Source organism: Streptomyces sp. Y7 (assembly GCF_043195415.1).
Classification (GTDB): domain Bacteria; phylum Actinomycetota; class Actinomycetes; order Streptomycetales; family Streptomycetaceae; genus Streptomyces.
In genome coordinates, this window is record NZ_JBIDDQ010000002.1 from 533106 (window position 1) to 558511 (window position 25406).

The 25406-nt window shown below is 71.3% G+C and carries 18 protein-coding genes and 1 pseudogene; 11 read left to right on the forward strand and 8 right to left on the reverse strand.

Features of this window, described 5'->3' with window-relative positions; all coding sequences use genetic code 11:
• Positions 1-292: 292 nt before the first annotated feature.
• The 7 genes from ACGFW6_RS08340 (at position 293) to ACGFW6_RS08370 (ending at position 8586) form a co-directional block, all read left to right on the forward strand.
• Complete coding sequence (locus ACGFW6_RS08340) at positions 293-1108, forward strand: alpha/beta fold hydrolase (protein WP_393505958.1); 816 nt, start codon at positions 293-295, stop codon at positions 1106-1108.
• A gap of 71 nt (positions 1109-1179) precedes the next feature.
• Positions 1180-2418 carry a cytochrome P450, cyclodipeptide synthase-associated gene (locus ACGFW6_RS08345; protein WP_393505960.1) on the forward strand — a complete coding sequence of 413 codons (1239 nt, stop codon included), beginning with the start codon at positions 1180-1182 and terminating at the stop codon, positions 2416-2418.
• A gap of 97 nt (positions 2419-2515) precedes the next feature.
• Entirely contained in the window at positions 2516-2908 is a 393-nt protein-coding gene (locus ACGFW6_RS08350; RefSeq protein WP_393505962.1) for a nuclear transport factor 2 family protein, read from the forward strand.
• Between the two features lie 188 nt (positions 2909-3096).
• Entirely contained in the window at positions 3097-5097 is a 2001-nt protein-coding gene (locus ACGFW6_RS08355) for an AAA family ATPase (RefSeq protein WP_393505964.1), read from the forward strand.
• A 110-nt stretch (positions 5098-5207) separates the two neighbouring features.
• Positions 5208-6689, forward strand: a complete 1482-nt coding sequence (locus tag ACGFW6_RS08360) for an MFS transporter (RefSeq protein WP_393505966.1) — start codon at positions 5208-5210, stop codon at positions 6687-6689.
• A 56-nt stretch (positions 6690-6745) separates the two neighbouring features.
• On the forward strand, positions 6746-7186 hold the full coding sequence (locus ACGFW6_RS08365) for an SRPBCC family protein (RefSeq protein ID WP_393505969.1): 441 nt from the start codon (positions 6746-6748) through the stop codon (positions 7184-7186).
• Between the two features lie 35 nt (positions 7187-7221).
• A complete protein-coding gene (locus ACGFW6_RS08370; protein ID WP_393505971.1) occupies positions 7222-8586 on the forward strand; it encodes a carotenoid oxygenase family protein in 1365 nt (454 codons plus the stop codon).
• A gap of 72 nt (positions 8587-8658) precedes the next feature.
• Here the strand turns inward: ACGFW6_RS08370 and ACGFW6_RS08375 are convergent, their stop codons facing one another.
• Positions 8659-9396, reverse strand: coding sequence for a hypothetical protein (locus ACGFW6_RS08375; protein WP_393505974.1), 738 nt, complete (start codon positions 9394-9396; stop codon positions 8659-8661).
• A 193-nt stretch (positions 9397-9589) separates the two neighbouring features.
• Positions 9590-10711, reverse strand: coding sequence for a PP2C family protein-serine/threonine phosphatase (locus ACGFW6_RS08380; protein WP_393505976.1), 1122 nt, complete (start codon positions 10709-10711; stop codon positions 9590-9592).
• 201 nt (positions 10712-10912) lie between these two features.
• Between ACGFW6_RS08380 and ACGFW6_RS08385 the strand changes: the two genes are divergently transcribed.
• The gene (locus ACGFW6_RS08385) at positions 10913-13642 is read left to right on the forward strand and encodes a SpoIIE family protein phosphatase (RefSeq protein WP_393505979.1); all 2730 of its coding nucleotides are present in this window, start codon (positions 10913-10915) and stop codon (positions 13640-13642) included.
• Between the two features lie 77 nt (positions 13643-13719).
• Here ACGFW6_RS08385 and ACGFW6_RS08390 read toward each other — a convergent pair whose 3' ends face one another.
• The 5 genes and pseudogenes from ACGFW6_RS08390 to ACGFW6_RS08410 all read right to left on the reverse strand — a co-directional run bounded on the left by ACGFW6_RS08390 (position 13720) and on the right by ACGFW6_RS08410 (position 19718).
• A complete protein-coding gene (locus tag ACGFW6_RS08390) occupies positions 13720-15147 on the reverse strand; it encodes a glucoamylase family protein (RefSeq protein WP_393505981.1) in 1428 nt (475 codons plus the stop codon).
• Between the two features lie 170 nt (positions 15148-15317).
• Complete coding sequence (locus ACGFW6_RS08395) at positions 15318-16523, reverse strand: glycoside hydrolase family 1 protein (RefSeq protein ID WP_393505983.1); 1206 nt, start codon at positions 16521-16523, stop codon at positions 15318-15320.
• A 100-nt stretch (positions 16524-16623) separates the two neighbouring features.
• A pseudogene (locus ACGFW6_RS08400) lies at positions 16624-17492 on the reverse strand (carbohydrate ABC transporter permease).
• Positions 17489-18457, reverse strand: a complete 969-nt coding sequence (locus tag ACGFW6_RS08405; RefSeq protein WP_393505986.1) for a carbohydrate ABC transporter permease — start codon at positions 18455-18457, stop codon at positions 17489-17491. Before ACGFW6_RS08405 ends, ACGFW6_RS08400 begins: the two are co-directional and overlap by 4 nt.
• Before the next feature lie 16 nt (positions 18458-18473).
• On the reverse strand, positions 18474-19718 hold the full coding sequence (locus tag ACGFW6_RS08410) for a sugar ABC transporter substrate-binding protein (RefSeq protein ID WP_393505989.1): 1245 nt from the start codon (positions 19716-19718) through the stop codon (positions 18474-18476).
• Positions 19719-20357: 639 nt separating this feature from the next.
• Here ACGFW6_RS08410 and ACGFW6_RS08415 point away from each other — a divergent pair.
• Positions 20358-20591 (forward strand): hypothetical protein, encoded by a 234-nt coding sequence (locus ACGFW6_RS08415; RefSeq protein ID WP_393505991.1) that lies wholly within the window; start codon positions 20358-20360, stop codon positions 20589-20591.
• Between the two features lie 187 nt (positions 20592-20778).
• Here the strand turns inward: ACGFW6_RS08415 and ACGFW6_RS08420 are convergent, their stop codons facing one another.
• Positions 20779-21846, reverse strand: coding sequence for a LacI family DNA-binding transcriptional regulator (locus ACGFW6_RS08420; protein ID WP_393506968.1), 1068 nt, complete (start codon positions 21844-21846; stop codon positions 20779-20781).
• A gap of 390 nt (positions 21847-22236) precedes the next feature.
• Between ACGFW6_RS08420 and ACGFW6_RS08425 the strand changes: the two genes are divergently transcribed.
• Both ACGFW6_RS08425 and ACGFW6_RS08430 read left to right on the forward strand, forming a co-directional pair.
• Positions 22237-23160 (forward strand): hypothetical protein, encoded by a 924-nt coding sequence (locus ACGFW6_RS08425; RefSeq protein WP_393505993.1) that lies wholly within the window; start codon positions 22237-22239, stop codon positions 23158-23160.
• Positions 23153-25360 (forward strand): bifunctional serine/threonine-protein kinase/ABC transporter substrate-binding protein, encoded by a 2208-nt coding sequence (locus ACGFW6_RS08430; protein WP_393505995.1) that lies wholly within the window; start codon positions 23153-23155, stop codon positions 25358-25360. The genes ACGFW6_RS08425 and ACGFW6_RS08430 overlap by 8 nt, the downstream gene beginning before the upstream one ends.
• The last annotated feature ends 46 nt before the right edge of the window (positions 25361-25406 follow it).

Here is a 25406-nt window from a genome sequence, read left to right on the forward strand (position 1 = left end):
ACTGCCCACTTCTCAGGATGCACCTCCACTGAGCACCGCGCACCGGCAGGTTCTCGACCTGCGGTCACGCTGCCGCACCCCTTTCTCGTGCTTTCGCGCGGGAGGACCAGGCGTGATGTCATGGGAAGCGGGTGGAATCCGCTCTTTGACGCCGTCGGCTCATGACGCGAGCGGGCCGGCCGCCTACTCGCAGCTGCTCGTTCGGTGTGTTCGGCCCGAGCGGGCGTGCGGGTGTGGCCCGGGCATGGTCCGGCCGGGATTCGTGTCCGCGTGATCCGAAGAGGACCAGTACATGAGTGACATCAACCCCCGGTTCCGTACGATCGACGGCCTTTCCGTCCGGTACGCCGAGAGCGGCAGGTCCGCCGATCACGACGCGCTGCTTCTCAGTCCCTGGCCGGAGAGTCTGTACAGCTATGACGCGACGTGGTCGCGATTGGCCGATCAGGCGCGTCTGATCGCCGTGGACCTGCCTGGGTTCGGGCATTCCGAGCTCCGGGAGGATCTTCTGTCGCCCTCCGCCATGGGCGAGTTCGTGGTGCGGATCGCCGATGAATTCGGCTTGGAGGGGCCGCATGTCGTGGGTCCGGACATCGGGACGGCCGCGGTGCTGTTCGCGGCGGCCCGGCACCCCGGACGGTTCAGGAGCCTGGTGGTCGGCACCGGAGGCACCGCGGTCCCGCTGAAGCTGGGAAGCCCTCTCGACGAGTGGGTGCATGCCGAGGACCTCGCTCCCTTCCGCGCCATGCCCCCGAAGGCGGCGGTGACGGCCGCGATCGGCACCATCAACGGCTACGAGCTCCCGGACGTCGTACGCGAGGACTACCTGGCCTCGTACGCCGGGCAGCGGTTCGTCGACCAACTGCCCTATGTGCGCGCCTATCCCACGGAGCTGCCGGTTCTCAGCGAACTGCTGCCGAGCATCGGGACACCGGTGCAGATCGTCACCGGCCGCAACGACACGGTCGTTCCCGTGGAGAACGCGGAATACCTCGACGAGCGGCTGGCCGACAGCAAGCTCGACATCATCGATGCCGGCCACTTCGTCTGGGAAGAGGACGCGGACGCCTATGCGGAGGTCATCACCCGCTGGTGGCAGGCGAATTGACGGCCGCGGCGATGTGACCGGGGACACTTCCGACTTCCGCTCCTCTGCCCCGCTCTGCCAAGCTCTCCGCCGTGCCCCAGGTCAATCCCCGGTTCAGCGTCCTGTCCGACGACTTCGCCGCCGACCCCTACCGCCATTTCGCACGGTTGAGGGAGCAGGACGCGATCCATTACGAGTCGGTGATCGACAGCTACTTCGTCTCCCGGCACCGGGACGTGAAGCGAGTGCTCACCGACCATGAGACGTTCACGACCGAGACGCTCCAGGAGCGCGCCGAACCCGTGATGCGGGGGCCGGTTCTCGCGCAGATGACCGGAGCCGAGCACACCGCCAAACGAAAGATCGTCGTCCGCGCCTTCACGGGGCGGGCCCTGCGGGACCAGATGGGCGTGGTCCACGCCAACGCCGCCGAGCTGGTCGCGCCCTTTCTCTCCCGGGGCCGTATCGACCTCGTCGACGACTTCGGCAGGCCCCTCGCCGTCAATGTCACGCTGGACATTCTCGGTCTGGACAAGAGGGACCGGCACCAGCTCGCCGCCTGGCACAGCGGAGTCGCCGAGTTCATCACCGCCATCGCCCTCACACCCGAGCGCCGCCGCCACTGCCTGGACTGCGCGGACCGACTGGAGGGCTACCTCGCGCCCATCATCGAGGAACGCCGCCGGCATCCCGGCGAGGACCTGATATCGACGCTGTGCGCCGCCGCGTTCGACGGCATCGCCATGACCGACCGCGAAGTGACCGCGCTGATCATCAACGTCATGGTCGCCGCCGTGGAGCCCGCCGACAAGACGCTCGCCCTCCTCTTCAAGCACCTGATCGACCACCCGGAGCAGTTGGCGCAGGTGCGCAAGGATCCGGCCCTGCTGCCCGCCGCGATCGCCGAGACCCTGCGCTACACCCCGCCCGTGCAGCTCGTCCCCCGCCGGGCGGAGCGGGACGTCGTGCTCGCCGGCAGCACCGTCCCCGCGGGTGCCACCGTCTTCTGCATGATCGGCGCGGCCAACCGCGACCCGGCCGCCTTCGCCGCACCGGACGCGTTCGACATCCACCGCCCGGACCTGGGCACCGCCCGCTCCTTCACCGCCGCCGCCCAGCATCTGGCCTTCGGCACGGGACTCCACCAGTGCGTCGGGGCGGCCTTCGCGCGCGCCGAGATCGAGACCGTCGCCGGATTGCTGCTCTCGCTGTTCGACGAGGTCCGCCACACGCCCGGGGCCCGCTACCGGGAGACCGGCCTGTACACGCGCGGCCCGGCCGCCCTCCGCGTCGACTTCACCCCCGCGCGAAGCGCCCCCGCTCCTCCGTGACCTCCGCCCCGCCGTATCCGGTCTCCGGGCCGGGAGTTCCCCGGGGCGCCGTACTGCTCGCCCCGGCACCGCACCCCTTCAGGAGAAGACAGCACCCATGACGACCACCGACATCACGCGCGCCCTCAACGACCTGCTCTTCTCCCCGGATCTCGACCTCGCCGAGGCCCTGGACCGGCACTTCACCCCCGACTACCGCCAGCGCACGAACGGCGAGTGGAGCGACCGGGAGTCGTTCGTCCAGCACATCACCCGTCTGCGCACCTTGGTCCGCAGCGGACACATAGAGGTCCACGAGGAACTCCGCGACGGGCCGCGCTACGCCGACCGCCACACCGTCACCCTCACCCAGCACAACGGCCGCACTTCCCGCACCGAGGTCTACCTCTTCGGCGAGTTCGCGCCGGACGGTCGCTTCCAGCGCGTCGAAGAGACCACCCTCCTGGTCACCGGCCACCCCGACGACGGGAACCTGGGCTCCGTCAAGTGACACGGGCGACGCCCGCACGACGTACCGCTCGCGAAGGCCGCCGTGACGCCGGGCGAACCTCGGGCGCCTGGGATCCCTCTCCTTGAGCGGGCGTGCACAACCTCGGCCCGACCGAACGAGATCGAGTGGCGCGAAAAGGCCGGACCACCGCCACGCACGTGAGCTGGGACATGGGGAGGGAAGCGGCCATGGCGTCCGTGGGCGAAAGACTGAGCAGGGCCCGCATACGGTCCTTCGTCGGCCGGGACGAGGAACTCGGGCGCTTCGAGCGGGCCTTGGCCGGCGATCCGCGGGCGCCGTTCGCGTTCTACGTGTGCGGACCGGGCGGCATAGGGAAGTCGACTCTGCTGCGGTGCATGGCGGACCGGGCCCGCGCGGCGGGCCGGACGCTCGTCGAACTCGACGGCCGTTTCGTCAGCCGGGACCCGGCCGATTTCGAGCGCGCGGCAGGTCCCCTTCTGGACGTGCCCGGCACGGTGCTGTTCGTGGACTCCTTCGAGCACAGCCAGTGGCTGGAGAGCTGGCTGTGGCAGCACTTTCTGCCGCGCGCGGCCGACGGCACCCTCGTCGTCCTGGGTGGACGGCTCACCCCTCAGCCGCAGTGGACCACCGATCCCGCCTGGGCGGGACTGCTGCACGTGACCGAGCTCCAGCCGTTCTCCGAGGAACAGGCGCGCAGTCTGCTGGCCGCGGCCCGGATCCGGCCGGAACTGCGGGACCGGGTGCTCCGCTTCGCCGCGGGCAACCCCCTCGCCCTGTCCCTCGCGGCGGCCGCGGGATCGGCCGGGTGCGGCAGCGAGGAGATCTGGGCCCCCTCGGCGGACGTCCTGCGCACCCTGCTCGCCGGGCTGGTCGGTGACGTCCCGTCAGCGGCCCACCGCCGCGCGCTGGAGGTGGCGGCACAGGCGCACTCGACGTCCGAGGAACTGCTCGCCTCGGTCCTGCCCGACGAGGACGCTCATCTGCTCTTCTCCTGGCTGAGGGATCTGCCCTTCATGGAGTCCACGCATCGAGGGCTCCATCCGCACGACGCGGCACGCGAGACCCTGGCCGCCGACCTGCGCTGGCGGGCGCCGCACGCGTTCGCGGCGATGCGTCAGCGGTTGGCCGAGGAGTACCTGCGCCTCCTGCGCGAGGCGCCGGAGGAACGGGGCTGGATCGTCACCGACGAACTCTTCTACCTCTTCAGGGAGAGGGAGATCCTCGCGCGCGTGCGCACCTGGTCGCGCGAGGACGAGGTGCACGACCGTCCCCTGCACCCGGACGACCTGGACACCGTGCTCGGGATGGCCGAGGAGACCGAGGGGCCTGCCTCGGCGGAACTGGTCCGCTACTGGGCCGAGCGCCAGCCGCAGGCGTTCAGTGTCTACCGTCTCGTCGGCACGGGCCGGATCGTGGCCTTCACGACCCGGCTCGCGCTGCCGGCCCCCGCCGATCCCCAGGATCTGGCCACCGATCCCGTCGTCGCCGCGGCGTGGGCGCACACGGAGGCCACCGCGCCGGTGAGCCCCGGGGAACACATCGGCATCAGCCGCTTCTCCGTCTATCCCGAGCGGTACCAAGTCCCCTCCCGGGTCATCGACCTGAGCAGTTCGCGTGCCCAGGCCGAGGCCGCGCGCGCTCGCGGCCGTGCCTACGGCTTCGCGGTCTGGCGGGACGCCGAGACGTGGGGCGAGCGCGTCAAGGGCACGCTCAGCGACACCGGTGCGCGCCCCCGGGTCGGTGCGCACAGCTACGGCCTGTTCTTCGTCGACTGGCGGCAACTCCCCGTAGAGGCGTGGCTCGGCCGCTTCATCTCCGCCAGCGAGGTACCCGCTCCGCCCGGCCCGTCGGGATTCTCCCGCACCGCGTTCGACCAGGCCGTACGTGAGGCGTTGACGCACTGGCGCGACCCCGCGGCCTTCGCTGCCTGCGCCCTCACCCGTACGCGCCTGGCGGCCGACCTCGCCGACCCCGTCCAGGAACTGCGCGACCTGCTGCGCCGGTCCGTCGACGACCTCGCCGACGAGCCGCGCGGGGTGCGCGCCCGAGACGCCCTCACGGCGGGCTACTTCTCCGGCGCGCCCACCCAGGAGGCCGCGGCGCGGCGCCTCTCCCTTCCGTACGGCACCTACCGGCGCCATGTACGTCAGGGCCTGGACCTGCTCTGCGAGGCGCTATGGCAGCAGGAGTTGCACGGCCCCCGATAGCGGCGGCCCCTCTCCCGGCGGAACGGGTGGACAGGTGCGGACAGCAGTGGACGGTCATCGCCGCTGACGACCCTGGATAGTGGACAGCGCCCCGCCTGAGGCTGTGCGCCATGAACCTCCCCCGCACACAGCCGGCGCGGACACCTCCCGCCCCTCGGCGGTCCGCCGTGCTCGCGGTGCTCGCCGCGGCCCAGTTCACCGTCATGCTCGCCACCTCGATCGTGAACGTCGCGCTGCCGCAGATCCGCGCCGGCGTCGGGCTCTCGGACGGCGGCACGACCTGGGTGGTCAACGCCTACACCCTGGCCTTCGGAGCGCTGCTCCTGGCCGGCGGACGGGCGGCCGATCTGCTCGGGCGCCGCCGGGTACTGACGGTCGGCCTGGCTCTCTTCGCGGTCGCCTCGCTGGCAGCGGGAGCCGCCGCCTCACCGCAGGTCCTCATTGCCGCCCGCGCCGTTCAGGGTCTCGGCGCCGCCGCCATCGCGCCGGCCGCGCTCGCGCTGGTCATGGGCCTGTTCCCGTCCGGTGCCGGGCGCGGCAGGGCGCTGGGGGTGTGGGGCGCGGTCTCCGGCGCGGGAGGCGCGGGCGGGGTGCTGCTGGGCGGTGTCCTCACCCAGGCCTGGGGCTGGGAATGGATCTTCCACTGCGTCGCGCTGGGGGCTCTGATGGTGCTGGCTGCCGTCCGCGTCCTGGTCCCCGGTACGGCTCCCGCGCTCGGTCGCGGATCCGGACGGTTCGACCTGCTGGGCGCGGTCACCGTCACGCTCGCGCTGACGTGCCTGGTCTGGGGACTGACCGAGGCGCGCGGCGCCGGCTGGACGGGCGGCCGGGTGCTCGGCGCCCTCGCGGCTGCCGCGACACTCCTCGCCGCGTTCGCCGTCATCGAGCTGCGTCGGCCGAACGCCCTGATGCCGCCCCGCCTGTTCGGCATGGGCCGGGTCGCCGCCGGCAACCTGCTCATGGCTCTGCTCGGGTCCGTATGGATCGCCCTGTTCTTCTTCCTGCCGCTCTACCAGCAACAGGTCCTCGGTCACGGCCCCTTGGCCACCGGTGCGGGCCAACTCCCGCTGGCCGCCGCCAACATGCTCGGCTCCGCCCTGGCGCCGCGGCTGTCCCGGCGCCTCGGCGCCACCACGACGGTGACCGCGGCCCTGCTCACCGAGGCGGCCGGCCTGCTCTGGCTGTCGAGGATCAGCGCCGACGGAAGCTACGTCACCGACATCCTCGGCCCGAGCGTCGTCGTCGGGCTCGGCCTGAGCATCGCCTTCGTGCAGCTCACGGAACTCGCCGTGGACGGCGTACCGGCGCAGGACGCGGGCCTGGCCGGAGGGCTGGTGAACACCACCCGTCAGGTGGGCGGCGCGATCGGACTCGCCGCCCTCGCGACACTCGCCGGCTCGGTCACCGCCCACGCCGGCGTCCACGAGCCGCACGGGGAGGCACTCACCGCGGGCTACCGGGCCGCGTTCACCGTGTCGGCCGCGCTCCTCGCGGCCACGGCCCTCCTCGCGCCGCCCCTCACCCGTCGCAGGCGTGCCCGGACCGCGGTCGTCCCCGCGCCACCGGCGCCACGGAAAACCCGTACCGGCTGAACCGAAGCGGCTCGGCCGCACCCCGCCACCCACCCCGTCGGCAAAGGAGTACAGCCATGACCACCATCGACGAGACCGCACCCGTCGTCGTCCGTCTCAGCATCAAGATCGACGCCCCGCTCGCAACGGTGTGGGCTCTGCACACCGACATCCCCGGCTGGCCGGCCTGGAACGCGGACATCGAAGGAGCCGCCGTCAACGGCCCTCTCAGGCCCGGCAGTTCGTTCACCTGGCGCACCCACGGACTGGACATCACGTCCACCGTGCAGGAACTGGTCCCCGGCGAACGGATCGTGTGGGGCGGGCCCGCCGCCGGCATCACCGGCGTGCACGTCTGGACGTTCGAGCAGAACAGCGACCACGTCACCGTGCACACCGAGGAGTCCTGGAGCGGTGACCCGGTCGAGGCCGCCACCGAGCAGCTCGGCCAGGCCCTCCACGCATCCCTCGCGGACTGGCTCGCCGCCCTCAAAACGCGCGCCGAACTGTTCGCCTGACGTCACATCACCTTCAGCGAAAGAGGTTTCCGTCAATGACCGCGAACAAGCCCTACCTGACCGGCCACTACACCCCCGTCGCCGACGAGATCACCGCCACCGAACTCACCGTCGAGGGCAGCCTGCCGCCCGAGCTGACCGGCCGGCTGCTCCGTAACGGTCACAACCCCAAGCCCGGCGTCACCCCCACCCACTGGTTCAAGGGCAGTGGCATGGTGCACGGCATCCGGCTGCGCGAGGGACGCGCCGAGTGGTACCGCAACCGCTGGGTGCACACCCCCGCCCTCGACGGCGCCCCCTATATGACCGAGCGGGGCCCGGACCTGACGGCCAGCACCGCCGGCACCCACGTCATCGAGCACGCCGGACGGCTGCTGGCGCTGTGCGAGGCCAACCTTCCCTTCGAACTCGGCCCCGACCTGGAGACCGTCGGCGCCTACGACTTCCACGGCAAACTGCGCACCGCCATGACCGCGCACCCCAAGGAGGACCCCGTCACGGGCGAGCTCCACTTCTTCGCCTCGTCACCCATGCCGCCGTACCTGATCCACTACGTCGCCGACGCCAAGGGCGAGATCGTCCACGAGGCCGAGATCCCCGGAGCCACCGCCTCCCTCAAGCACGACTTCGCCGTCACCCGCGGTCATGTGGTCTTCGTCGAGGGCAACGTCACGTTCGATCCGAGCGACCACTCCGGCATCCCGTACGGCTGGAACGACGAGCACCCGGCCCGGATCGGTGTCATGCCGCGGGGAGCCGACGGCGCCGGGCACATCCGCTGGTTCTCCATCGAGCCCGGCAACCTGCTGCACGTCGCCAACGCCTACGAGGACGGCCGGGGCCGCATCGTCCTGGAGGGCCCGACGGTGGACCGCGAGGGTTTCCGGCTCTCCTGGAACTGGTGGATCGGCGCGCCGGGACGCGGCACCGAGCCCGTGGCCCGCTCGTACACGCGGCGGTGGGTCGTCGACATGGCCGCGGGGACCGTCGACGAGCAGATCGTCGACGACCTGCCGGTGGAGTTCCCGACCCTCAACGAGGCGTATCTGGGCGCCGAGAACCGCTACCAGTACGCCATCTCCTTCCCCGACGAGACCGGGCTCGGCGGCTACGGTCTGGTCAAGTACGACCGCACCAGCGGCGCCCGTCGTATCCGCCAGATCGGTGACGCGCGCATGCCCAGCGAGGCGGTCTTCGTGCCCGCCGCCGCGGCGAGCCGTGAGGACGACGGCTACCTGCTCACCGTCGTCTCCGATCTCAAGCAGGACGCCTCGCAGCTGCTGGTCCTCGACGCCTCGGGGCTCGACCGGATCGCGACCGTCCACCTGCCCCACCGGGTGAGCGCCGGGCTGCACGGCTCCTGGGTCCCGGACGGCGACCGCGGCGCACACCAGGGCTGACCGACCGCGGACGCCATGGGGACGGGCACGGCCCCGCCCCCATGGCGCGCCCGCGGCTGCCGGGGACGTCCCCTACCGAGGGCGCATGAGGTCCAGGTCCCCGCCCCATGCGTCGAGGACCTCCCCGTGTCCGGCCTGCCGGGCCGCCACCTCGACCAGAGCGAAGAGGTTCCGCTGCCGGGACACGTCGCCGGTCGTCGTGATGCCGTCCACGGCACGGAGCAGCTCGGCGGTGTCCCAGCCCGGCAGCGGGTACCGGGCGAGTTCCCACTCCAGGTACTTGTTGTAGGGACGGGGACGGCGGTCGAGCGCGAAGAGCAGCTCCAGCAGGAACCGGACGCTGTCGACGGCGTCGAGGCGAGCGGCCAGCGGCTGCCCGTCCCGGTGGTTCTTGACCGACCGGTAGTGCGCGTTGGCATAGGCGTCGAGCCAGGCGCCGGCGTCCCGGAACGCTTCCCCGGCACTCAGCCGCGCCTTGTCGGCGAGGATCCGGGCGATGCCTCCGTCGAGCCGGTCGAGCACGACCTGCGCGCGGGCCAGGGCGTAACGCTCGAAGCCGGGCGCACCCGCCGCGCGGAACGCGGCGAGAGAGACGACGACGAGATCGAGTTCGGGTGTGCGGTGGCCGGCGAACCGGGTGAGGCCGGTGGTCGCGTCGTCGGCGAGGACCACGTACAGATCGTGGTCGGAGTGCAGGGTGATCATGCCTTCATGGGCTCGGGAGCCTTTGAGGACGAGGCCGGCGACGGCGGGATCGGCGGTGGCGAGTGCGACGAACGCGTCGTAGGTGAGTGTCTGCCGAGCGGGCACGGTGCGTATCTCCGGTGGCGTGGTGGCGTGGTGGCGGGCATGGCTGCCGGGGCGGTCCCTGTTCGGGGAAGCGCCCCGCACCGTCCGCGGCGGCGCGAGGCCGCCGCCCGGAAGATCAACGCACCTGTGGACCCTATCCGCCCGGACGGCCGCGAGGCCGAGGATTCGGGGAGATCCGTCGGGATGACCGCTGTCAGCCCTCCACGCCGACGGCTCCCCGGTCCTGTGTGCCGGAGCATCTGAGCGCGAGGGCGGCGATGTCGTCGTCGAGCCTGCCGCCGCTGTGCTGGAGCAGGTCGCCGTGCAGCCGGTCGAGCAGGTCGCGGGGCTGTTCCAGGTCCTGCTGCCGCATCCAGTCCGTCAGCGGGAAGAACCGGCCGTCGTGGTCCCGGGTCTCGGAGACGCCGTCGGTGTAGAGCAGCAGCCGGTCACCCGGGGCGAAGGCGACGACATCGACCCAGTAGCGGTCGCCGATGAGGGCCGCGAGGTTGAGGGGCGGGGAGGCGATGGTGGGTTCCAGGACGCGGACCTTCCCGCCGTGCGCGATCAGTGGTGGAGGGTGTCCGCAGTTGAGGATGCGGACGCGGCCGCCGCCGTGCGGGATCTCGGCGAGGAGGGCGGTGGCGAAGTGCTCGGGCTGGTCGTGGGTGGGAAACGCGGCGCTGTGCCGGGTGATGGTGGTTTCCAGGCGATGGATGATGGCCTGCAGGTCGGGCTCGTCGTACGCGGCCTCCCGGAAACAGCTGATCACCGCCGAGGCGGCACCCACCGCGGACAGTCCCTTGCCCCGTACGTCGCCTATGAGCAGCCGGACCCCGTGTGGTGTGCCGACCGCCTCGTAGAAGTCTCCGCCGATCCGAGCCTGCTCCTGGGCCGCCAGGTACAGCGACTCGATCTCGACGTCGTCGATGCGGCGCGGCAGGGGGCGCAGCAGCACTTTCTGGGCCGCGTCGGCGACGAGCCGGACGTGGAAGAGGATCTCCTCCCGCTGGATTCGGACGTGGCTTCCGTAAGCGGCCGCCAGAGTGACGGCGATGATCGCGGCGGCCGTGTACTGCGTCCCCAGATCGGTGTAGAAGAAGCTGAGAACGATCATGATCAGAAAGCAGAAGGCCCCCAGCAGGATCGTGGGGAACACCGGCCACATCGCGGCGGCGAGTGCGGGGGCGGCGGGCAGAAGGCGGCTGATGGCGATCTCCCTGGGCGTGGAGAACGCCAGTCCGGCGATGAGGACCGCCAGGATCACGGGTGACAGCCGGGCGGCGTCCCATCGGCCGCTGTAGGCGGGCCGACGGCGCCCGTGCCGAGCAGACATGATCACAAAATGCATCATATCGGCGTAAGACCACATCAAGCGCGCAGAAATCATGGCCAGGCGTGAGCGTCCGGGCGGGCGGCGACTCCCTCCGGAACCGCCGCCGGGCAGGTGCGACGGCACAGACGTCCGAGGTCAGCCGGGCGAGGATCCGGCAGGCGGGCTCTGGCCACCTCGGATCACCGATGCTAGAAAGGTCGCATGGCGAATCGATTCGCCCGCTTTCGGCACCTTTCGGTCAAACGGCTGTTCAGCAAGAGCACGCGAAGTGTGGCCGGGCAGGTGCTGGTCTTCCAGGTGGCTCTGGTGGTGCTGCTCGTGGGCTGCGCCGTCATTGCCCTGGTCCTGCAGTCGGAGCGGGATACCAGCGCCGAAGCCAGGCACCGCTCCACCGCCGTGGCTCAGACGTTCGCGCACTCACCAGGCGTACTGGAGGCCCTGGAGTCCCCGGACCCGAGCAAGATCCTCCAGCCGTTGACCGAAGCGGCACGCCGGGCTGCCGGCGTCGACTTCATCGTGGTCATGAACACCGAGGGCATCCGGTACACGCACCCCCTGCCGGACCGGATCGGTAAACGGTTCGTGGGAGAGATCGGACCGTCGCTGGCGGGCAAGGTCTATGTGGAGAGCGTCAACGGCCCGCTCGGCCGAGAGGTGCAGGCCACGGTCCCGATCAGGAACGACGACAACCAGGTGGTCGCCCTCGTCTCGGCCGGGATGAAGGTCAAGAACGTCGAGAGTCAGGTTTACCGGCAGCTGCCGATCATCCTCGGCGCCGGGGCCGCGGCGCTCGTGCTGTCCACGGGAGTGACGGCCCTGGTGGGCAGGCGCCTGCGACGGCAGACGCACAGCCTGGCCCCGGACGAGATGACCCTGATGTACGAGCACCACGACACCGTGCTCCACTCCGTCCGGGAAGGCGTGCTGATCGTGGCTCCCGACGGGCGGCTCATGCTGGCGAACGACGAGGCGAGACGCCTGCTGGAGCTGCCCCCGGACGTGGAGGGGCGGCGCGTGCCGGAGCTGTCGGGCCTCGATCCCGAGACGAAGGAACTGCTCGTGTCCGGGCGTGAGGCCACCGACGAGGTGCACCTCGCGGGAGATCGGCTGCTCGCGGTCAACCAGCGGCCCACGGATCGCGATGGTGGACCCAAGGGAACGGTGGTCACGCTGCGCGACTCCACCGAGCTCCAGGCGGTGACCGGCAGAGCGGAGGTCGCACGGGAGCGGCTCAGGCTGCTGTACGACGCCGGACTGCAGATCGGCACGACGCTGGACGTGCTGCGCACCGCGGAGGAGCTGGCGTGCGTCCCCATTCCACGCTTCGCCGACTTCGTCACGGTCGACCTGGCCGACGCCGTCCTGCACGGCGAGGAGCCGGCTCCCACCGCGAACGACATGCGGCGCGCGGCCGTGTGCGGCATCCGGGACGACCATCCGCTCTCCGGCCAGGGCCGGCTCTTCGCCTACCAGCCCGCCACGCCGCAGGCTCGCGGCTACGGCAGCGGCCGCTCGCAGCTGGTGAGTGATCTGCCGACCGCCACGACCTGGCGCCTGCAGGACCCCGAGCGCGCCGCGGCGATCATCGACTACGGCATCCACTCCCTGATCACCGCCCCCATCCAGGCCCGGGGCGTGGTGCTGGGCATGGCCACCTTCTGGCGCGCTCAGGACCACGAGCGCTTCGACGAGGAGGACCTGTCGCTGGCCGAGGAACTGGTGGCCCGTGCCGCGATCAGCATCGACAACGCGCGCCGCTACACCCGCGAGCACGCCATGGCGGTCACCCTCCAGCGCAGCCTGCTGCCACAGGCGATGCCCGAGCAGAACGCCCTCGACATCGCCTACCGCTACCTCCCCGCGCAGTCGGGCGTCGGCGGGGACTGGTTCGACGTGATCCCCCTGCCGGGGAGCCGGGTCGCTCTCGCCGTCGGCGATGTCGTCGGGCACGGCCTGCACGCCGCCGCCACGATGGGTCGGCTGCGGACCGCGGTGCACAACTTCTCCGCGCTCGATCTGCCGCCCGACGAGCTGCTGAGCCATCTGGACGACCTGGTCGGCCGCATCGACCAGAACGAGGCGACCGCGAGCGCCTCGGGCGTCGTCGGCGCCACCTGTCTGTACGGGATCTACGACCCCGTGACGCGTCGCTACGTCATGGCGCGTGCGGGGCATCTGGCGCCGGCGCTGGTCCGGCCCGACGGAACGGTCAGCTTCCCGGACGTGCCGGCCGGTCCGCCCCTCGGCGTCGGCGGCATGCCGTTCCAGACCGCGGAGCTGTGCCTGGAGGAGGGCACGCAGCTCGTCCTCTACACCGACGGCCTCATCGAGGACCGCAGGCGCGACCTGGACGTCGGCATGGAAATGCTGCGTGCCGCGCTGGCGGGCCATCCCACGCGCCCACCCGAGGAGACCTGCCGGGACGTCCTGGACCGTCTGCTCCCCGAGCGCCCCAAGGACGACGTCGCCCTGCTCGTCGCCCGTACCCGCCAACTGCCGGCCGACCGGATCGCGGACTGGGACGTACGCCAGGACCCGGCGGCGGTCTCGGGCATGCGGGACGCCGTCTCCGGCAAACTCGAGGAGTGGGGCCTGTCGGAACTCGCCTTCACCATGGAACTCATCCTGAGCGAGCTCACCACCAACGCCATCCGGTACGGCGCCGAGCCGATCCACGTACGCCTCATCCGCGACCGCACCCTCATCTGCGAGGTCTCCGACGGCAGCAGCACCTCCCCGCACCTGCGCTACGCCGCGACGACCGACGAGGGCGGCCGAGGCCTGTTCCTGGTCTCCCAGATGGCAGAGCGCTGGGGCACCCGCTACACCCCCACGGGCAAGGTCCTCTGGGCCGAACAGGCCCTCCCGGCACTCATCGAAGAGCCGGTACCCGCGGTGGCCGGCGCCGAGGGGCCCACGGCCCAGGAGTAGACCGCCCACGGAGCCCCGAGCTGACCGCGGCGGCAGCTCGCCGCGGTCAGCCATGCATCGCGCACACCCCGGGGCGGTCAGATCGAGAAGCGTTCCTTGTGCAGCAAGGGTCGTACTCGGGTGGTGAAGTCGGGTGTGCGGAAGGGGGCTTGGAGGAGGCCGGGGCGCAGTTGCTGGGCGAGGGCGGCGGTGATCATGCCCTGGTCGAGGGCGAGGACGAAGTCGCTGACGCGGCCGGTGGTGACGTCGATCGAGTCGCGGAAGCCGTAGCGGTCGTCGTAGGCGCCGAAGGTGCGGTCCAGGGCGCGGAGGTTGGCGAGGGCCTCCGTCGGGGCCTGGGGGAGGGCGAGGAAATTGGCGTGCGGGGTGACGACGCCGAGCGAGTGGTAGCCGTCCTCCTGCATGCCGATGGCGTCGACGCCGTACTCGCGGTAGCCGCCGTCGGGGATCGAGGCCGGGGAGAAGCCCCAGTAGCCGTACCCCTCCTCCTGCAGGCCGTGTTCGATCTGGCTGCGGACGTAACGCCGGTGCGTGGTGCCCCAGGCGTGCGGGGACCACTCGCTCTCCGGTACGAAGAGGGGGACCATGAGCGCCTCGAACATGGAGCCGCCCCAGGTGGGGACGAGGTCGCGGCCCCGGTAGGTGTAGTGGCCCTCCCAGACGCGTACGCCGTCGATGTCGACGTACTCGCCCTGCGGTTGCTGTTCCTGGCCCGCGCCGGGCAGCAGGGTGCGGAAGAGGTGCCAGTAGTGCTCCGAGGGGAGGGAGCCGTCCGCGATGCCCAGGTAACTGGCCATTCTGGGCTCGGTGTTGAGGGCGCCGTAGTGGTGGCCGGTCGGCTCGCCCTTGCCCGGCTTGTCCGGCCAGTAGCCGCCGCGGAGCTGCCCGGGGCCGGCGACGGGGTCCGACGGGTCGTAGGGCGTGTAGTAGTACGACCAGTCCGCGTCGGCGAGGAGTGCGGCGACGCGTGAGCGCAGGGCCGGGTCGGCGTGGGCGGCGATGCGCAGGCCGGTGACGAGCCACGCGTTGTCGACGGTGGAGAGGAAGGGGCGTACCGGGTCACCGGTCTCGGGCCAGGTCGTCAGCAGGGAGCCGTCGTGGGCGTCGTACCAGTTGAACCAGAAGCCGTGCGCTCGTTCCAGTCGCTCCACGGCACTCAGCGCGCGGTCGAGGCGCCGGTGCATCGTCGTCCCGGAGATGACGCCCAGCCCCGCGGCGGCGACGGTGGACCACAGGCCGCAGCCGATGTTGGTCGGCGAGGTCTGCGCGGAGGGCACCGGTGTACCGCTGCCGCTGACGTCGATCTTGTCGGCGGCCAGGCCCAGTTCGGTCGTCATGGCCTCCATCGAGCGGTGGGTGGCGAGGAACCACTCACGCAGCAGGCGGCGTTCGGAGTCGGTGCGGGACGCGGGGGCGGCCTCGGCCGCTCGTGCGGTGAGCGGGGTCGTGCACGTGACGGCCGCGGCGGTGGTCGCGGCGGCGGTCAGGAAGCTTCGGCGGTTCATGGCTGATCTGACTCCCTCGGGTCAGCGGACGGGTGTACGTGCCGTGATGCGGTGGTGCCGGGTCGTGCCGAGGAGTTGCGGACGGGGTGTGGCGGGGGCCGGCCGGTGTCAGGTGCCGGCCGGCCCGCGCCCGCTCGGATGGTTCAACCGGCCCCGCCCGCCGGGCCGCTTCAGCCCTCCGCGCGAGGCAGCCCGCCCTCACGGCGCAGGCCGCCGAGCCAGGCGGCGGACGGCTTCGCCGTGCGCGCGAAGGTGACGGGGTCGACGGCGATGAGGCCGAAGGTGGGCCGGTAGGACCCCCATTCGTAGTTGTCGAGGGCGCTCCAGGCGAGGTAGCCCCGAACGTTGAGGCCGTCGTCGAGGCAGGCGGCGACGGCGTCGAGGGCTCCGGTGTAGTAGTCGACGCGGCGGCTGTCGTCGGCGGTGGCGATGCCGTTCTCGGTGACGATCAGCGGGGTGTCGTCGCCGAGGACGTCGGCGGTGTGGCGCAGCGCGTGACCGACCGCCGCCGGGTAGTACTCCCACCGGGTGAGGGTGCGTTCGGCGTCCTCGGGGGCGGGGATCGGACCGTCGGCCCCGACCTTGGTGCGGGTGTAGGACTGGACACCGATCCAGTCGTCGCCCCGTGCGGCCTCGATGAAGACGTCCTCGCGGGGGTGGCGGTAGTCGGCGGTGACCTGCTCGGCTCCGGGCAGCGCCTGGTAGACCTGGTTGGCGACGGTCCAGCCGACCTTGATGTCGGGGTGGCGGCCGCGCAGCGCCTTCACCGCCGCGTGGTGCGCGGCGATGATCGCGTGGGTCGTCTCCTCGTCCGGGGTGGGCAGGCCGGCCGGCGGGAAGCCCTGGTCGCCGGCCTTCGCGGCACCGGCCATCACGGCGATCATGTTGGGCTCATTGATGGTGCACACGTACGGCACGCCATCGGCGATGATCGGCGCGCAGCGCTCGACGTACCGGACGAACAAGTCGGCGGCGCCGTCCGCGGTCCAGCCGCCGCGGTCCTCGAACCACTGCGGGACGGTGAAGTGGTGCAGGGTGACCATCGGGCGCAGTCCGCGGGCGACGGCGCCTTCGACCATGCGGCGGTAGTGGGCGATCTCGGCATGGGAGAAGGTGCCGGGGACCGGTTCGACGCGGGACCACTCGATGCCGAAGCGGTAGTCGGTGAAACCGAGTTCGGCGAGGAGGTCCATGTCCTCGTCCCAGCGGTGGTAGCTGTCGCAGGCGTCCAGGCTGGGTTCCTCGATGCCGGCCGCCGGGTCGTGCTCCTTGCGCCACCAGTCGCTGTTGACGTTGTTCCCCTCGATCTGGTGACCGGCGGTGGAGGCGCCCCACAGGAAGCCGTCGGGGAAGGGGGTGGTGCGGGGGTGCGTCATCGTGTGTCGCTGTCTTTCCGGTAGGGGGGTGGGGGGGTGTCGGGGCATGGCGGCGCCGCGCCGGGGCCGTGTGGCCGGAGCCTGCGGTGCGGGGGTGGCTCTACTTGAGGCCGGCGGTGGCGATGCCCTGCGTGAAGTGCCGTTGCAGGACGGCGAAGACCAGGAGGACCGGCAGGACCACGAGCAGGGAGCCGGCCATGAGCATGCCGTTGCCGCCGGCGACCGTGCGGTTGGGATCGTTGGCGAAGGTCGCCAGCGCCACCGGCAGGGTGTACTTGTCGGGGTCGTTGGTGGCGATCAGGGGCCAGATGAAGTTGTTCCAGGAACCGAGGAACGTGAAGATCGTCAGCGTGGCGAGGGCGGGCTTGACCAGCGGCATCACGATCCGCCAGAAGATGTACCACTCCCCCGCGCCGTCGAGGCGCGCCGCCTCCAGCAGTTCGTCGGGGACCTGGAGCATGAACTGCCGCATGAGGAACACCCCGAAGGCGCCGGCGGCGAACGGCAGCACGAGACCGGCGTAGGTGTCGATCAGTCCCATGCCGTTCATCAGCACGTACAGCGGCAGGATCATGAGGTTGCCGGGGACCATGAGCGCGGCCAGGACCAGGCCGAAGACCTTGGAGCGGCCGGTGAAGTCGAGCTTCGCCAGCGCGTACCCGAGCATCGAGCAGAACAGCAGGTTGCTGACGGTCACCAGGACGGCCACGATCAGCGAGTTGAGGAAGTACCGCGGCATGTCGAGCTGGTCGAGCAGTGCGGTGAAGTTGTCCAGCGTCCAGTGGGTGGGGATCCACACCGGCGGGCTCGCCGTGAGGTCCTGGCGGGTCTTGACGCCGACAGCGCCATCCAGAGGAACGGTGCCGCCATCACCAGCAGCCCCACCGAGGCGACGGTGTAGAGCAGCGGCTTGCGCACGCGTCCGGTGCGGCGCGGGCGGTGTGCCTTCACGGCTGTCTCGGCGGTCATCGGGTGTTGTCCTTCAGCAGGCGGAGCTGGAGCACCGTGATGGCCATGATCACGACGAACAGGACGTACGCCATGGCGCTCGCGTAGCCCATGTGGAAGAAGTTGAAGCCCTCGCGGTACATGTCGAGGGAGACCGTCAGCGTGGAGTCCGACGGGCCGCCCTGGGTCATCACGAACGGTTCCTCGAAGACGTTGAGGTAGCCGATGGAGGTGATGACAGTGGCGTAGAGAAGGGTGGGGCGCAGCAACGGGACGGTGATTCTGCGCAGTTCCTGCCAGGCGCCGGCACCGTCGAGGCGGGCGGCCTCGCGGACCTCCGTGGGGATCGCCTGGAGGCCCGCGACGCACAGCACCATCACCGTGCCGAGGTTGCGCCATACGGCCATGGCGATCAGCGACGGCATGGCCCAGGTCTCCGAGCCGAGGAAGTCCGGTGCGCTCAGGCCGGCCTCGGAGGCGAGGGAGGTGATGAGCCCGTCGGTCGGGTCGAGCACGAACCGCCAGACGATGGCCACGGCGACGATGGTCGTGACGACGGGCGCGTAGAAGCCGATGCGGAAGAACGTACGGGCCCGGTCGATGCCGTTGTTCAGCAGGATCGCCGCGAGGAGCCCCAGGACGATGGTCGCGGGGACGCCTACGACGACGAAGTATCCGGTGTTGAACAGGGCTTTGAGGAAGGTGTCGTCCTGGAAGAGCTTGGTGTAGTTCTCCAGGCCGACGAACTCCGCCTCCAGGGGGCGGGTGACGTTGCGGGCGCCGAAGTCGGTGAAGCTCATCAGCAGCGTGGCGACGATCGGGAAGAGCATGAACAGGCCGAACAGCACAAGGAACGGCGTGGAGAACAGCCAGCCCGTCAGGTTGTGCCTGCTCGGGGAGCGGCGCCCGCGGCGCGTGGAGGTGCCGGGCTCGGGGCTCTTGTCGACGGCCGCCGCGCGGGCGACCGGTCCTGTCGTGAGGGACATGAGGGGGCACGCTCTCCTACTGCACGAGGCCTTCGATCTCGGACTGGGCCTTGTCCAGGGCGGCCTTCGCGGTGGACTTGCCCTGGGTGACCGACTCGATGGCGGCGTCGACCTTGGAGGTGATCTCGGTCAGCTTGGCCTGGGAGGGGGTGCTCTCGGCGGTGTCCATCTGCTTGCGCCAGATCTGCAGGGCCGGGTCACCGGCGAGGTCGCCGGACTTCCAGGCGGCCGTGTTGGCGGGGAGGTCCTTGGTGCGCTCGAACCAGTCGGCCTGTCCCTCGGCGTCCGTCAGGGAGGAGATGAACTCCTCGGCAGCGGCCTTGTGGTCGCTGTCGGCGGAGACGGCGAGGCTGGAGCCGCCGGCCATGGAGACGGAGGACCGGTCGGCGGGGACGGGAGCTATGGCCCACTTGCCCTTGAGGTCGGGGTAGTTGTCGTCGAGCAGGCCGGTGATCCAGGGACCGCCGAAGAACATGGGCACGGTGCCGGTGTTGAAGTCCTTGGTCACGTCGTAGCCGGGCTGGACACCCTTGTCGCTGAGGTCCTTCTCGAAGAAGCTGCCGTAGTTCTCCAGCGCCTGCACGGCGGAGGGCGAGTTCACCACGGCCTTGCCGTCGTCGTCGATGATGGCGCCGCCGGCCGAGAACAGGAACGGGTAGAAGCTCTGCACGGTGTCCAGGCCGCGGGGCTGGATGGACAGACCCCACTTGGAGCCGGCCTTCTCCTGGTAGGCCGCCGCCGCGCTCTGCAGCTCGGCCATGGTGGCCGGAGCCTTCTTGATGCCGGCCTTCTCGGCGAGGTCGGTGCGGTAGAACAGCACGCGCGTGTCGACGTACCACGGCACCCCGTAGGTCTTGCCGTCGTAGGAGCCCTGCTGCCAGGCGGCGGGGAAGAAGTCCTTCTCCTTGAATTTCTTGGTGTCGACCGGCTCCAGAACGCCCATGTCGGCGAACTCGCCCAGGTAGGTGCCGCCCATCTGCACCACGTCGGGCAGCTTTCCGGCGGCGCCCGCGGCGACCAGCTTCTGGTGGGCGACGTCCCAGCCGATCGGCGTGACCTTCACGGTGACGTGGGGGTGCGTCTTCTCGTACTCCTCGGCCACGTCGCCGAGCTTCTCCCCCTCCGTGCCCATGGCCCAGACGGTCAGGGTCTGCTCGGCATCGGCTGCCACGCCCGCACCACCCGAGCCGCCACAGGCGGTGAGGGTGAGCGCAGACGCCAGGGTGAGGGCGAGCGACCCGGTTGCGGCGGCGCGGTTCATGGAGGGCTCCTCCTTGAGCTCTGGTGCAGATGTATGCGCTGTCTGTAAGCGCATACATCACTCTGTTGCAGCGCTTCGGGGCCTGACAAGAGGGGCCGTGGTCACACTCCGGTAACGAGCGCGACATCCGACGGACGGCCCGCGCTGCGCCGGCCGGTCACGGTCGTGCGCTCTCCATCGATGCGACAGCAACGTAAAACGGATCAATGCACAGGGAAAGCATCTGTGATCGACGCCGCTGCCCGGACCTCCCCCCCGGGACGTCGCACGCGACTGCCTGCAGTCGCCGCATGCCGTTCGCCGGTCGCCCTTTCGGCTTCGATCCCCCGCACAGCCATACCCTCGACGACCTGCTGCCCCTCGCCGCACCGGACGCCCCGACGGATCTCGACACGTTCTGGGGCGACCGCAAGGCAGGCGCGGACCGCATCCCTCCGCGACCCCGGCTCGGCCGGCCCGTCGAGGAGCGCAACGACTGCCGGGCGCGGGAGATCTCCTACGACGCCTACGGTGGACGCCGGGCGGCTTTGCTCGTGCTACCGAACGACCCGTGCAGGACGTGCTCGGCGGGTTCGGACTGGCCTCGCCCGGCTGTGGGAGAACCACCTGCGCGCACTGTTCCCCGACGGCTTCCGCGGCGTGGACTTCGACGGCGTGGACCTGGTCCTCCTGGACGCCGACGTCGCCGGCCTCATGCAGAGGGAGCTGAAGGGCGGACTCGACGAAAGTGGCATCGCCTGCCTCTGGAGCTGCATCGCCGACCTCAACAAGATCGTTCCTCTGATCGACGAGGAGTACTGCGCCTCCTACTTCACGAGACTTCTGACCTTGACCCAGGTCGTAGCAGCGCGCTACATACCGACCGCGACCTGACGACCGGGGCTGCGGCAGCCGGGCCACCTCTGTCACGCACGCCGGCGATGGACCGGTTCGCCGTCGGTCCGTTCGTCCTCGTCCACGACCGCATGCCGTGGGAGGGGAACGATCACGGCGGCCGCGCGTCCCTTACGAGTGAGGGGTTCCTCGCACGCACGGCTTCGGCGTGAGGCTGTCGCAGCCCTCAGACGGCGCCGAAAGTGCCCGGCCCCGTCTCCTCGCAGCCGCAGCTCGCCCGGCGGGCCAGGCTCACCGGGAGCATCAGGGACACCGGCTCCGCGCCGCTCTCCCCGCGCAGCCGGCCGATGAGCAGTTCGGCGGCCTGCTCGCCCAGCCGCACCATGGGCTGGCGCACCGTCGTCAGGGACGGGCGGACGATGCGACTGAGGGGGATGCCGTCGAAGCCGGTGACGGCCACGTCGTCCGGCACCCGTACGCCACGCCGTTCCAGCGCCTGGAGCGCGCCCACGGCCATCTGGTCGTTGGCGAAGACGAAGGCGTCGGGCCGCTCGCCGCGCGCTTCGCAGAGCAGGTCCGCGGCACGGGCTCCCTCCGCCTGCGTCATCATCGGCATGCGCAGCGCGGGCTGTGCTGCGGCGTCGACCCCGGCCTCGGCGCACGCCCGGCGAAAGCCCCGGAAGCGGGCCTCCACGTCCGGCGACGTCTCGTCGACCCCGACATAGGCGAGACGGCGCAAGCCGTGGTCGTCCAGGAGGTGGCGGGTCAGCTCGTACTGGCCGTCCTCGTTGGCCACCTCCACATGGTCGAGGTGGTCCAGGGAGGGGTCCGCGCGCGGCCCGGCGAGCATGACGACCGGCTGACGCCGGGAGATGACCTCCAGCTCCTCCGTCGGTACGGTCCGGGCGAGCACCGCGAAGCCGTCGACCCGGCCGGCCACCTTGGCGACGAGGCTCTCCGGGCCGCCTTCGAGCGACGCGGCGATCAGCAGGGCATAGCCGTGCCGGCGGGCGGCCCGTTCCATGCCCCGGATGATCTGGTCGGAGTAGAGCATCGCCGCGTCGTCGTCCTCGATGTCCGCGGTGCCGGGGTCGGCGTAGTCGGGGAAGCACAGGCCGAGGACGCCGGTGGAGCGGCTCGCGAGGCCGCGGGCGTTGCCGCTGGGCACGTAGCCCAGTTCTCGGGCCGCGGCGAGGACGCGTTCACGGGTGGCGGCCCGTACGGAGTCGGGGTTCCGGTACACCCTGGACACGGTCGCGATGGACACGCCGGAGCGCTCGGCGACGTCGTACACCGTGGGTGTGGCGTTCACGATGCGGCGCCCTTCATGATCGATCCCCCGTTCCGTGCTGGTCGTGCGATGCGCCGACACGCGAATGAAAGCGCATTCACCCTAGGCTCCGGGTGGGCTGTGAAGCAACCGTGAGGGCCTGGCGGGGGCTGGGGGCGACAGCCGTTCCGCCGTTCCGAGGGGTTCGCGACCCCGATCACCCGGACCGGACGACGCCCCGGAGGTCCCCTGTCCGTCACCGCGTCGGGACATCCCCGCGACGGGACCGTGTTGTTGCGTCAAGTCCGGTCCGGAGAAGTCGAGTTGGTGTTCGGGAGCGCCTCACGTAGGCCACACTGCCTTGCATACGTACCGCCGCGGAGGCGGAGCGCGTCCATAGGGGTGGGGGCTGGAATGACCGAGTGGAGACCGGTCGTGGCAGCGGTGGCGGGGACACTGCTGCTGGCCGGGTGTTCGAGTGGGGCGGACGGGGGTTCCGCCGACGAGGGCAGGAGCGGCAAGGGGGGTGCCGGCTCCTCCGCCCCGGCCGGGAGTGCCGACCCGTCGGACGCGCCGGACGGTGCGGAGCCCTCCGCCTCGGCGGCCGCGGCGGCCGAGGACGAGCCGTACACGATGGCCGAGGAACTGGCGCCGCGCACCCGCTCCGCGGCGGTCGCGTTCGTGCGCGGGCTCACCGGGAGGGCGGACAACTTCGGCACCGGCTTCCGCAAGGCGCAGCCGTACGAGAGCGATCCGGCCGAGTGGGCCGTCCTCGACGAGAACTGCGTGTGGCAGCGGCAGCCGCTGCCCGACACCGCATTGGCCAGCCTCACCCGGAGATTCGAGCTGCCGGGCAGCGGGGGCAAGGGGCCCGTGCAGGTGTCCATGACGGTCACCGTCCACAAGGACACCACCGCCGCGCGCCGCGACATGGCCGTGTCCCTGGAGGAGGCGTTGCGCTGCCCGAACCAGCGGCTGAACGCCACCGAGCGGGTGCGCGGACTGTACTCCCGGGCCGATCCGTTCTCCGAGGCGCGCAACGGGATCACCGACGACGACCTCGTCGAGAGCGGGGAGTTGGTCGTCGACGGCACGAAGGGCGCGCTGCCCTTCGACTGGTTCAAGTACCGGCTCGGCCCGGTGACGGTGGCCGCGACGGACCGTATCGGTGCGGGCCACACGGACGAGGAGGCGACCCGGATCGCCTCCCAGGTGGCGCAGGGAGTGGCCTACACGGCCGCCGAGATCGACAGCATCGGCGGCAACACGGCACGCGACGACGCGGAGGGCAAGGACAGTTCCGGCGGCGCCGATGACGCGGAGGCAGGCGATGAGTGAACCGCTGAGGCCCGCGGACCCGTCCCGGATCGCCGGCTTCCGGCTGCTGCGGCGGCTCGGCGCGGGCGGCATGGGCGTGGTCTACCTGGGACGCGACGACGACGGCACCCTCGCGGCCGTGAAGGTGATCCGGGGCGAGAACGCCGGCGACCCCGATTTCCGGGCGCGGTTCGCCCGCGAGGCAGAACTGGCCCGGCGGGTGACGAGCCGTTGGGTGGTACCGGTGCTCGGCGCGGACGCGGAGGCGTCCGAGCCCTGGCTCGCGACCGCGTTCGTGCCCGGTCCCTCGCTCGTCGAGGCCGTCGCCGAGCACGGGCCGCTGCCCGCCGCCACCGCACGCTCCCTCGGCCGGCTGCTGGCCGACGCGCTCGCGGACCTGCACACGGCCGACCTGGTCCACCGGGACGTCAAGCCCGGAAATGTACTGCTGGCCCTGGACGGCCCCCGCCTGATCGACTTCGGGGTGGCGCGGGCCGACGACGACACGGCGCTGACGGCTTCGGGCATGGTCGTCGGCAGTCCCGGCTTCCTCTCCCCCGAGCAGGCGCGGGGCGAGCCGGCCACCGCCGCGAGCGACATCTTCTCGCTCGGCGGGGTCCTGGCCTACGCGATGACCGGCCGTCCGCCCTTCGGCAGCGGCACGCCCGACGCCCTGCTGTACCGCACCGTCCACGACGAACCCGCGCTCGACGGCATCGAGGACGGCTCCCGCGCGCTGGTCGCCCGGTGCCTCTCCAAAGAGCCCGGGGACCGGCCGACGGCCGAGGAACTGCGCGGGCTGCTGGCCGAGGACGACGCCCCGGACGGCGCCCCGCACCTTCCGGACGCGGTCGCCCGGATGATCGCCGCCCGCTCCGCGGAGGGTCTGGCGCTGCCCGAGATCGAGCCGACCGAGGTGGACGATTCCGGCGCGGCACCCGCGGCCGCCGGGGACGAGCCGCAGGACGCGGTGGACCGACGCCCGAGCCGGCGCCGACTGCTGCTGGCCGGTGGGGCGTTGCTGCTCGCCGCGGGAGGCGCGAGCGCCGCTGTGCTCGCGACCCGCGACGACGACGAGGCCCCGGCCGGCAAGGCCCGTCCCGTGTACGTCCTGGGCGTGCACGTCACCGAATCCACCGCACTGGTCAGCCGGGTCAGCGAACGCGCCGCCCGGCTCGCCGTCGCCCAGCACCAAGCGGACCCGGACCGCGCGTACGACTTGAAGGTACGGGTCGGACGGGACAAGGGCGACGCGGCCGGCGCCCAGGACGTGGCTCGCCGGTTCACCGCCGACCGGGACGTGGTCGCCGTCCTCGGGCCGGTCACCGAACTCCCGATGCGGTCGGCCGCGAAGGTCTACGGCCAGGCCGGACTGACCCATGTGTCGAGCACCACCGGCCAGCAGGACTACTTCGTGACCTCGCCCACCGCGTCGTTCCAGACCGGCGTGGCGCACACCGCGCTCGGCGGCTGGATCGCCCTGCACGCCATGGTCACCAACCGGCTGGGGCGCATCGGCGTGGTCCTGGACCGCTCCGGCGGCACAACCATCCAGGACCAGGCCACTCTCCTGGTGCAGCAGTGGCGGGACGCGCTCGGTGCCCAGGTGGTGCCCCAGGTCGTGGCCGAGGAGACCGGTGACGGGCCGGACGCGGTACGCGCGCTGCTCGCCACCGGGGTGAGTGCCTTCGCCTACCTCGGTCCGATGGACGCGACCGTCGCGGCGGCCCGCCAACTGGCCGCGGCCGGGTTCGAGGGTCCGCGCTGGATGCAGCACCTGCTGTACGGCACGGACTTCCCGCGCCGAGCGGGCGCCGCGGGCGAGGGCTGGTACGTCGTCGACTCGGCGGCCGATCCGTCCGCCCTCACCACCGAGGCGGCGCGTGACTTCACCTCGGCGTGGCGCGAGCGTTACGGGGCGGACCCGGAGCCGTTCGCCGCGGAGGCGTACGACTCGGTACGCATGCTGCTCGGCGAGTTCGCCCGGACGGTGCCCGCGCGGGCGGGCGCCCGGCCGGTGCGGGCCGAGCTCGGTGCACGGCTGGCGAAGGTCAAGTACCAGGGCATGGACCGGACGTACGCCTTCGGCGACTATCACCAGTTCGAGAGCAGCGGGCAGGGGTGGCTGCGCAGTACCTATGTGCACGAGGTGCGCGACGGACGCTTCCGTCAGCTGGGGTCGCTCGCGCAGCTGCAGAGCGCGGGGAAGGCCCGGAGCTGACGGACGTCTCGCCCGGTCCCGGGCCGGTTCCGGTGGATCAGGCCGC

What these genes read in the sequence shown, in the direction of transcription:
- ACGFW6_RS08405 (WP_393505986.1), bottom strand. Translation starts at nt 18,457, where the DNA reads ATGTCCCTCACGACAGGACCGGTCGCCCGCGCGGCGGCCGTCGACAAG.
- ACGFW6_RS08360 (WP_393505966.1), top strand. Translation starts at nt 5,208, where the DNA reads ATGAACCTCCCCCGCACACAGCCGGCGCGGACACCTCCCGCCCCTCGG.
- ACGFW6_RS08355 (WP_393505964.1), top strand. Translation starts at nt 3,097, where the DNA reads ATGGCGTCCGTGGGCGAAAGACTGAGCAGGGCCCGCATACGGTCCTTC.
- ACGFW6_RS08380 (WP_393505976.1), bottom strand. Translation starts at nt 10,711, where the DNA reads ATGTCTGCTCGGCACGGGCGCCGTCGGCCCGCCTACAGCGGCCGATGG.
- ACGFW6_RS08340 (WP_393505958.1), top strand. Translation starts at nt 293, where the DNA reads ATGAGTGACATCAACCCCCGGTTCCGTACGATCGACGGCCTTTCCGTC.
- ACGFW6_RS08395 (WP_393505983.1), bottom strand. Translation starts at nt 16,523, where the DNA reads ATGACGCACCCCCGCACCACCCCCTTCCCCGACGGCTTCCTGTGGGGC.
- ACGFW6_RS08350 (WP_393505962.1), top strand. Translation starts at nt 2,516, where the DNA reads ATGACGACCACCGACATCACGCGCGCCCTCAACGACCTGCTCTTCTCC.
- ACGFW6_RS08385 (WP_393505979.1), top strand. Translation starts at nt 10,913, where the DNA reads ATGGCGAATCGATTCGCCCGCTTTCGGCACCTTTCGGTCAAACGGCTG.
- ACGFW6_RS08410 (WP_393505989.1), bottom strand. Translation starts at nt 19,718, where the DNA reads ATGAACCGCGCCGCCGCAACCGGGTCGCTCGCCCTCACCCTGGCGTCT.
- ACGFW6_RS08425 (WP_393505993.1), top strand. Translation starts at nt 22,237, where the DNA reads ATGACCGAGTGGAGACCGGTCGTGGCAGCGGTGGCGGGGACACTGCTG.
- ACGFW6_RS08370 (WP_393505971.1), top strand. Translation starts at nt 7,222, where the DNA reads ATGACCGCGAACAAGCCCTACCTGACCGGCCACTACACCCCCGTCGCC.
- ACGFW6_RS08430 (WP_393505995.1), top strand. Translation starts at nt 23,153, where the DNA reads ATGAGTGAACCGCTGAGGCCCGCGGACCCGTCCCGGATCGCCGGCTTC.
- ACGFW6_RS08390 (WP_393505981.1), bottom strand. Translation starts at nt 15,147, where the DNA reads ATGAACCGCCGAAGCTTCCTGACCGCCGCCGCGACCACCGCCGCGGCC.
- ACGFW6_RS08365 (WP_393505969.1), top strand. Translation starts at nt 6,746, where the DNA reads ATGACCACCATCGACGAGACCGCACCCGTCGTCGTCCGTCTCAGCATC.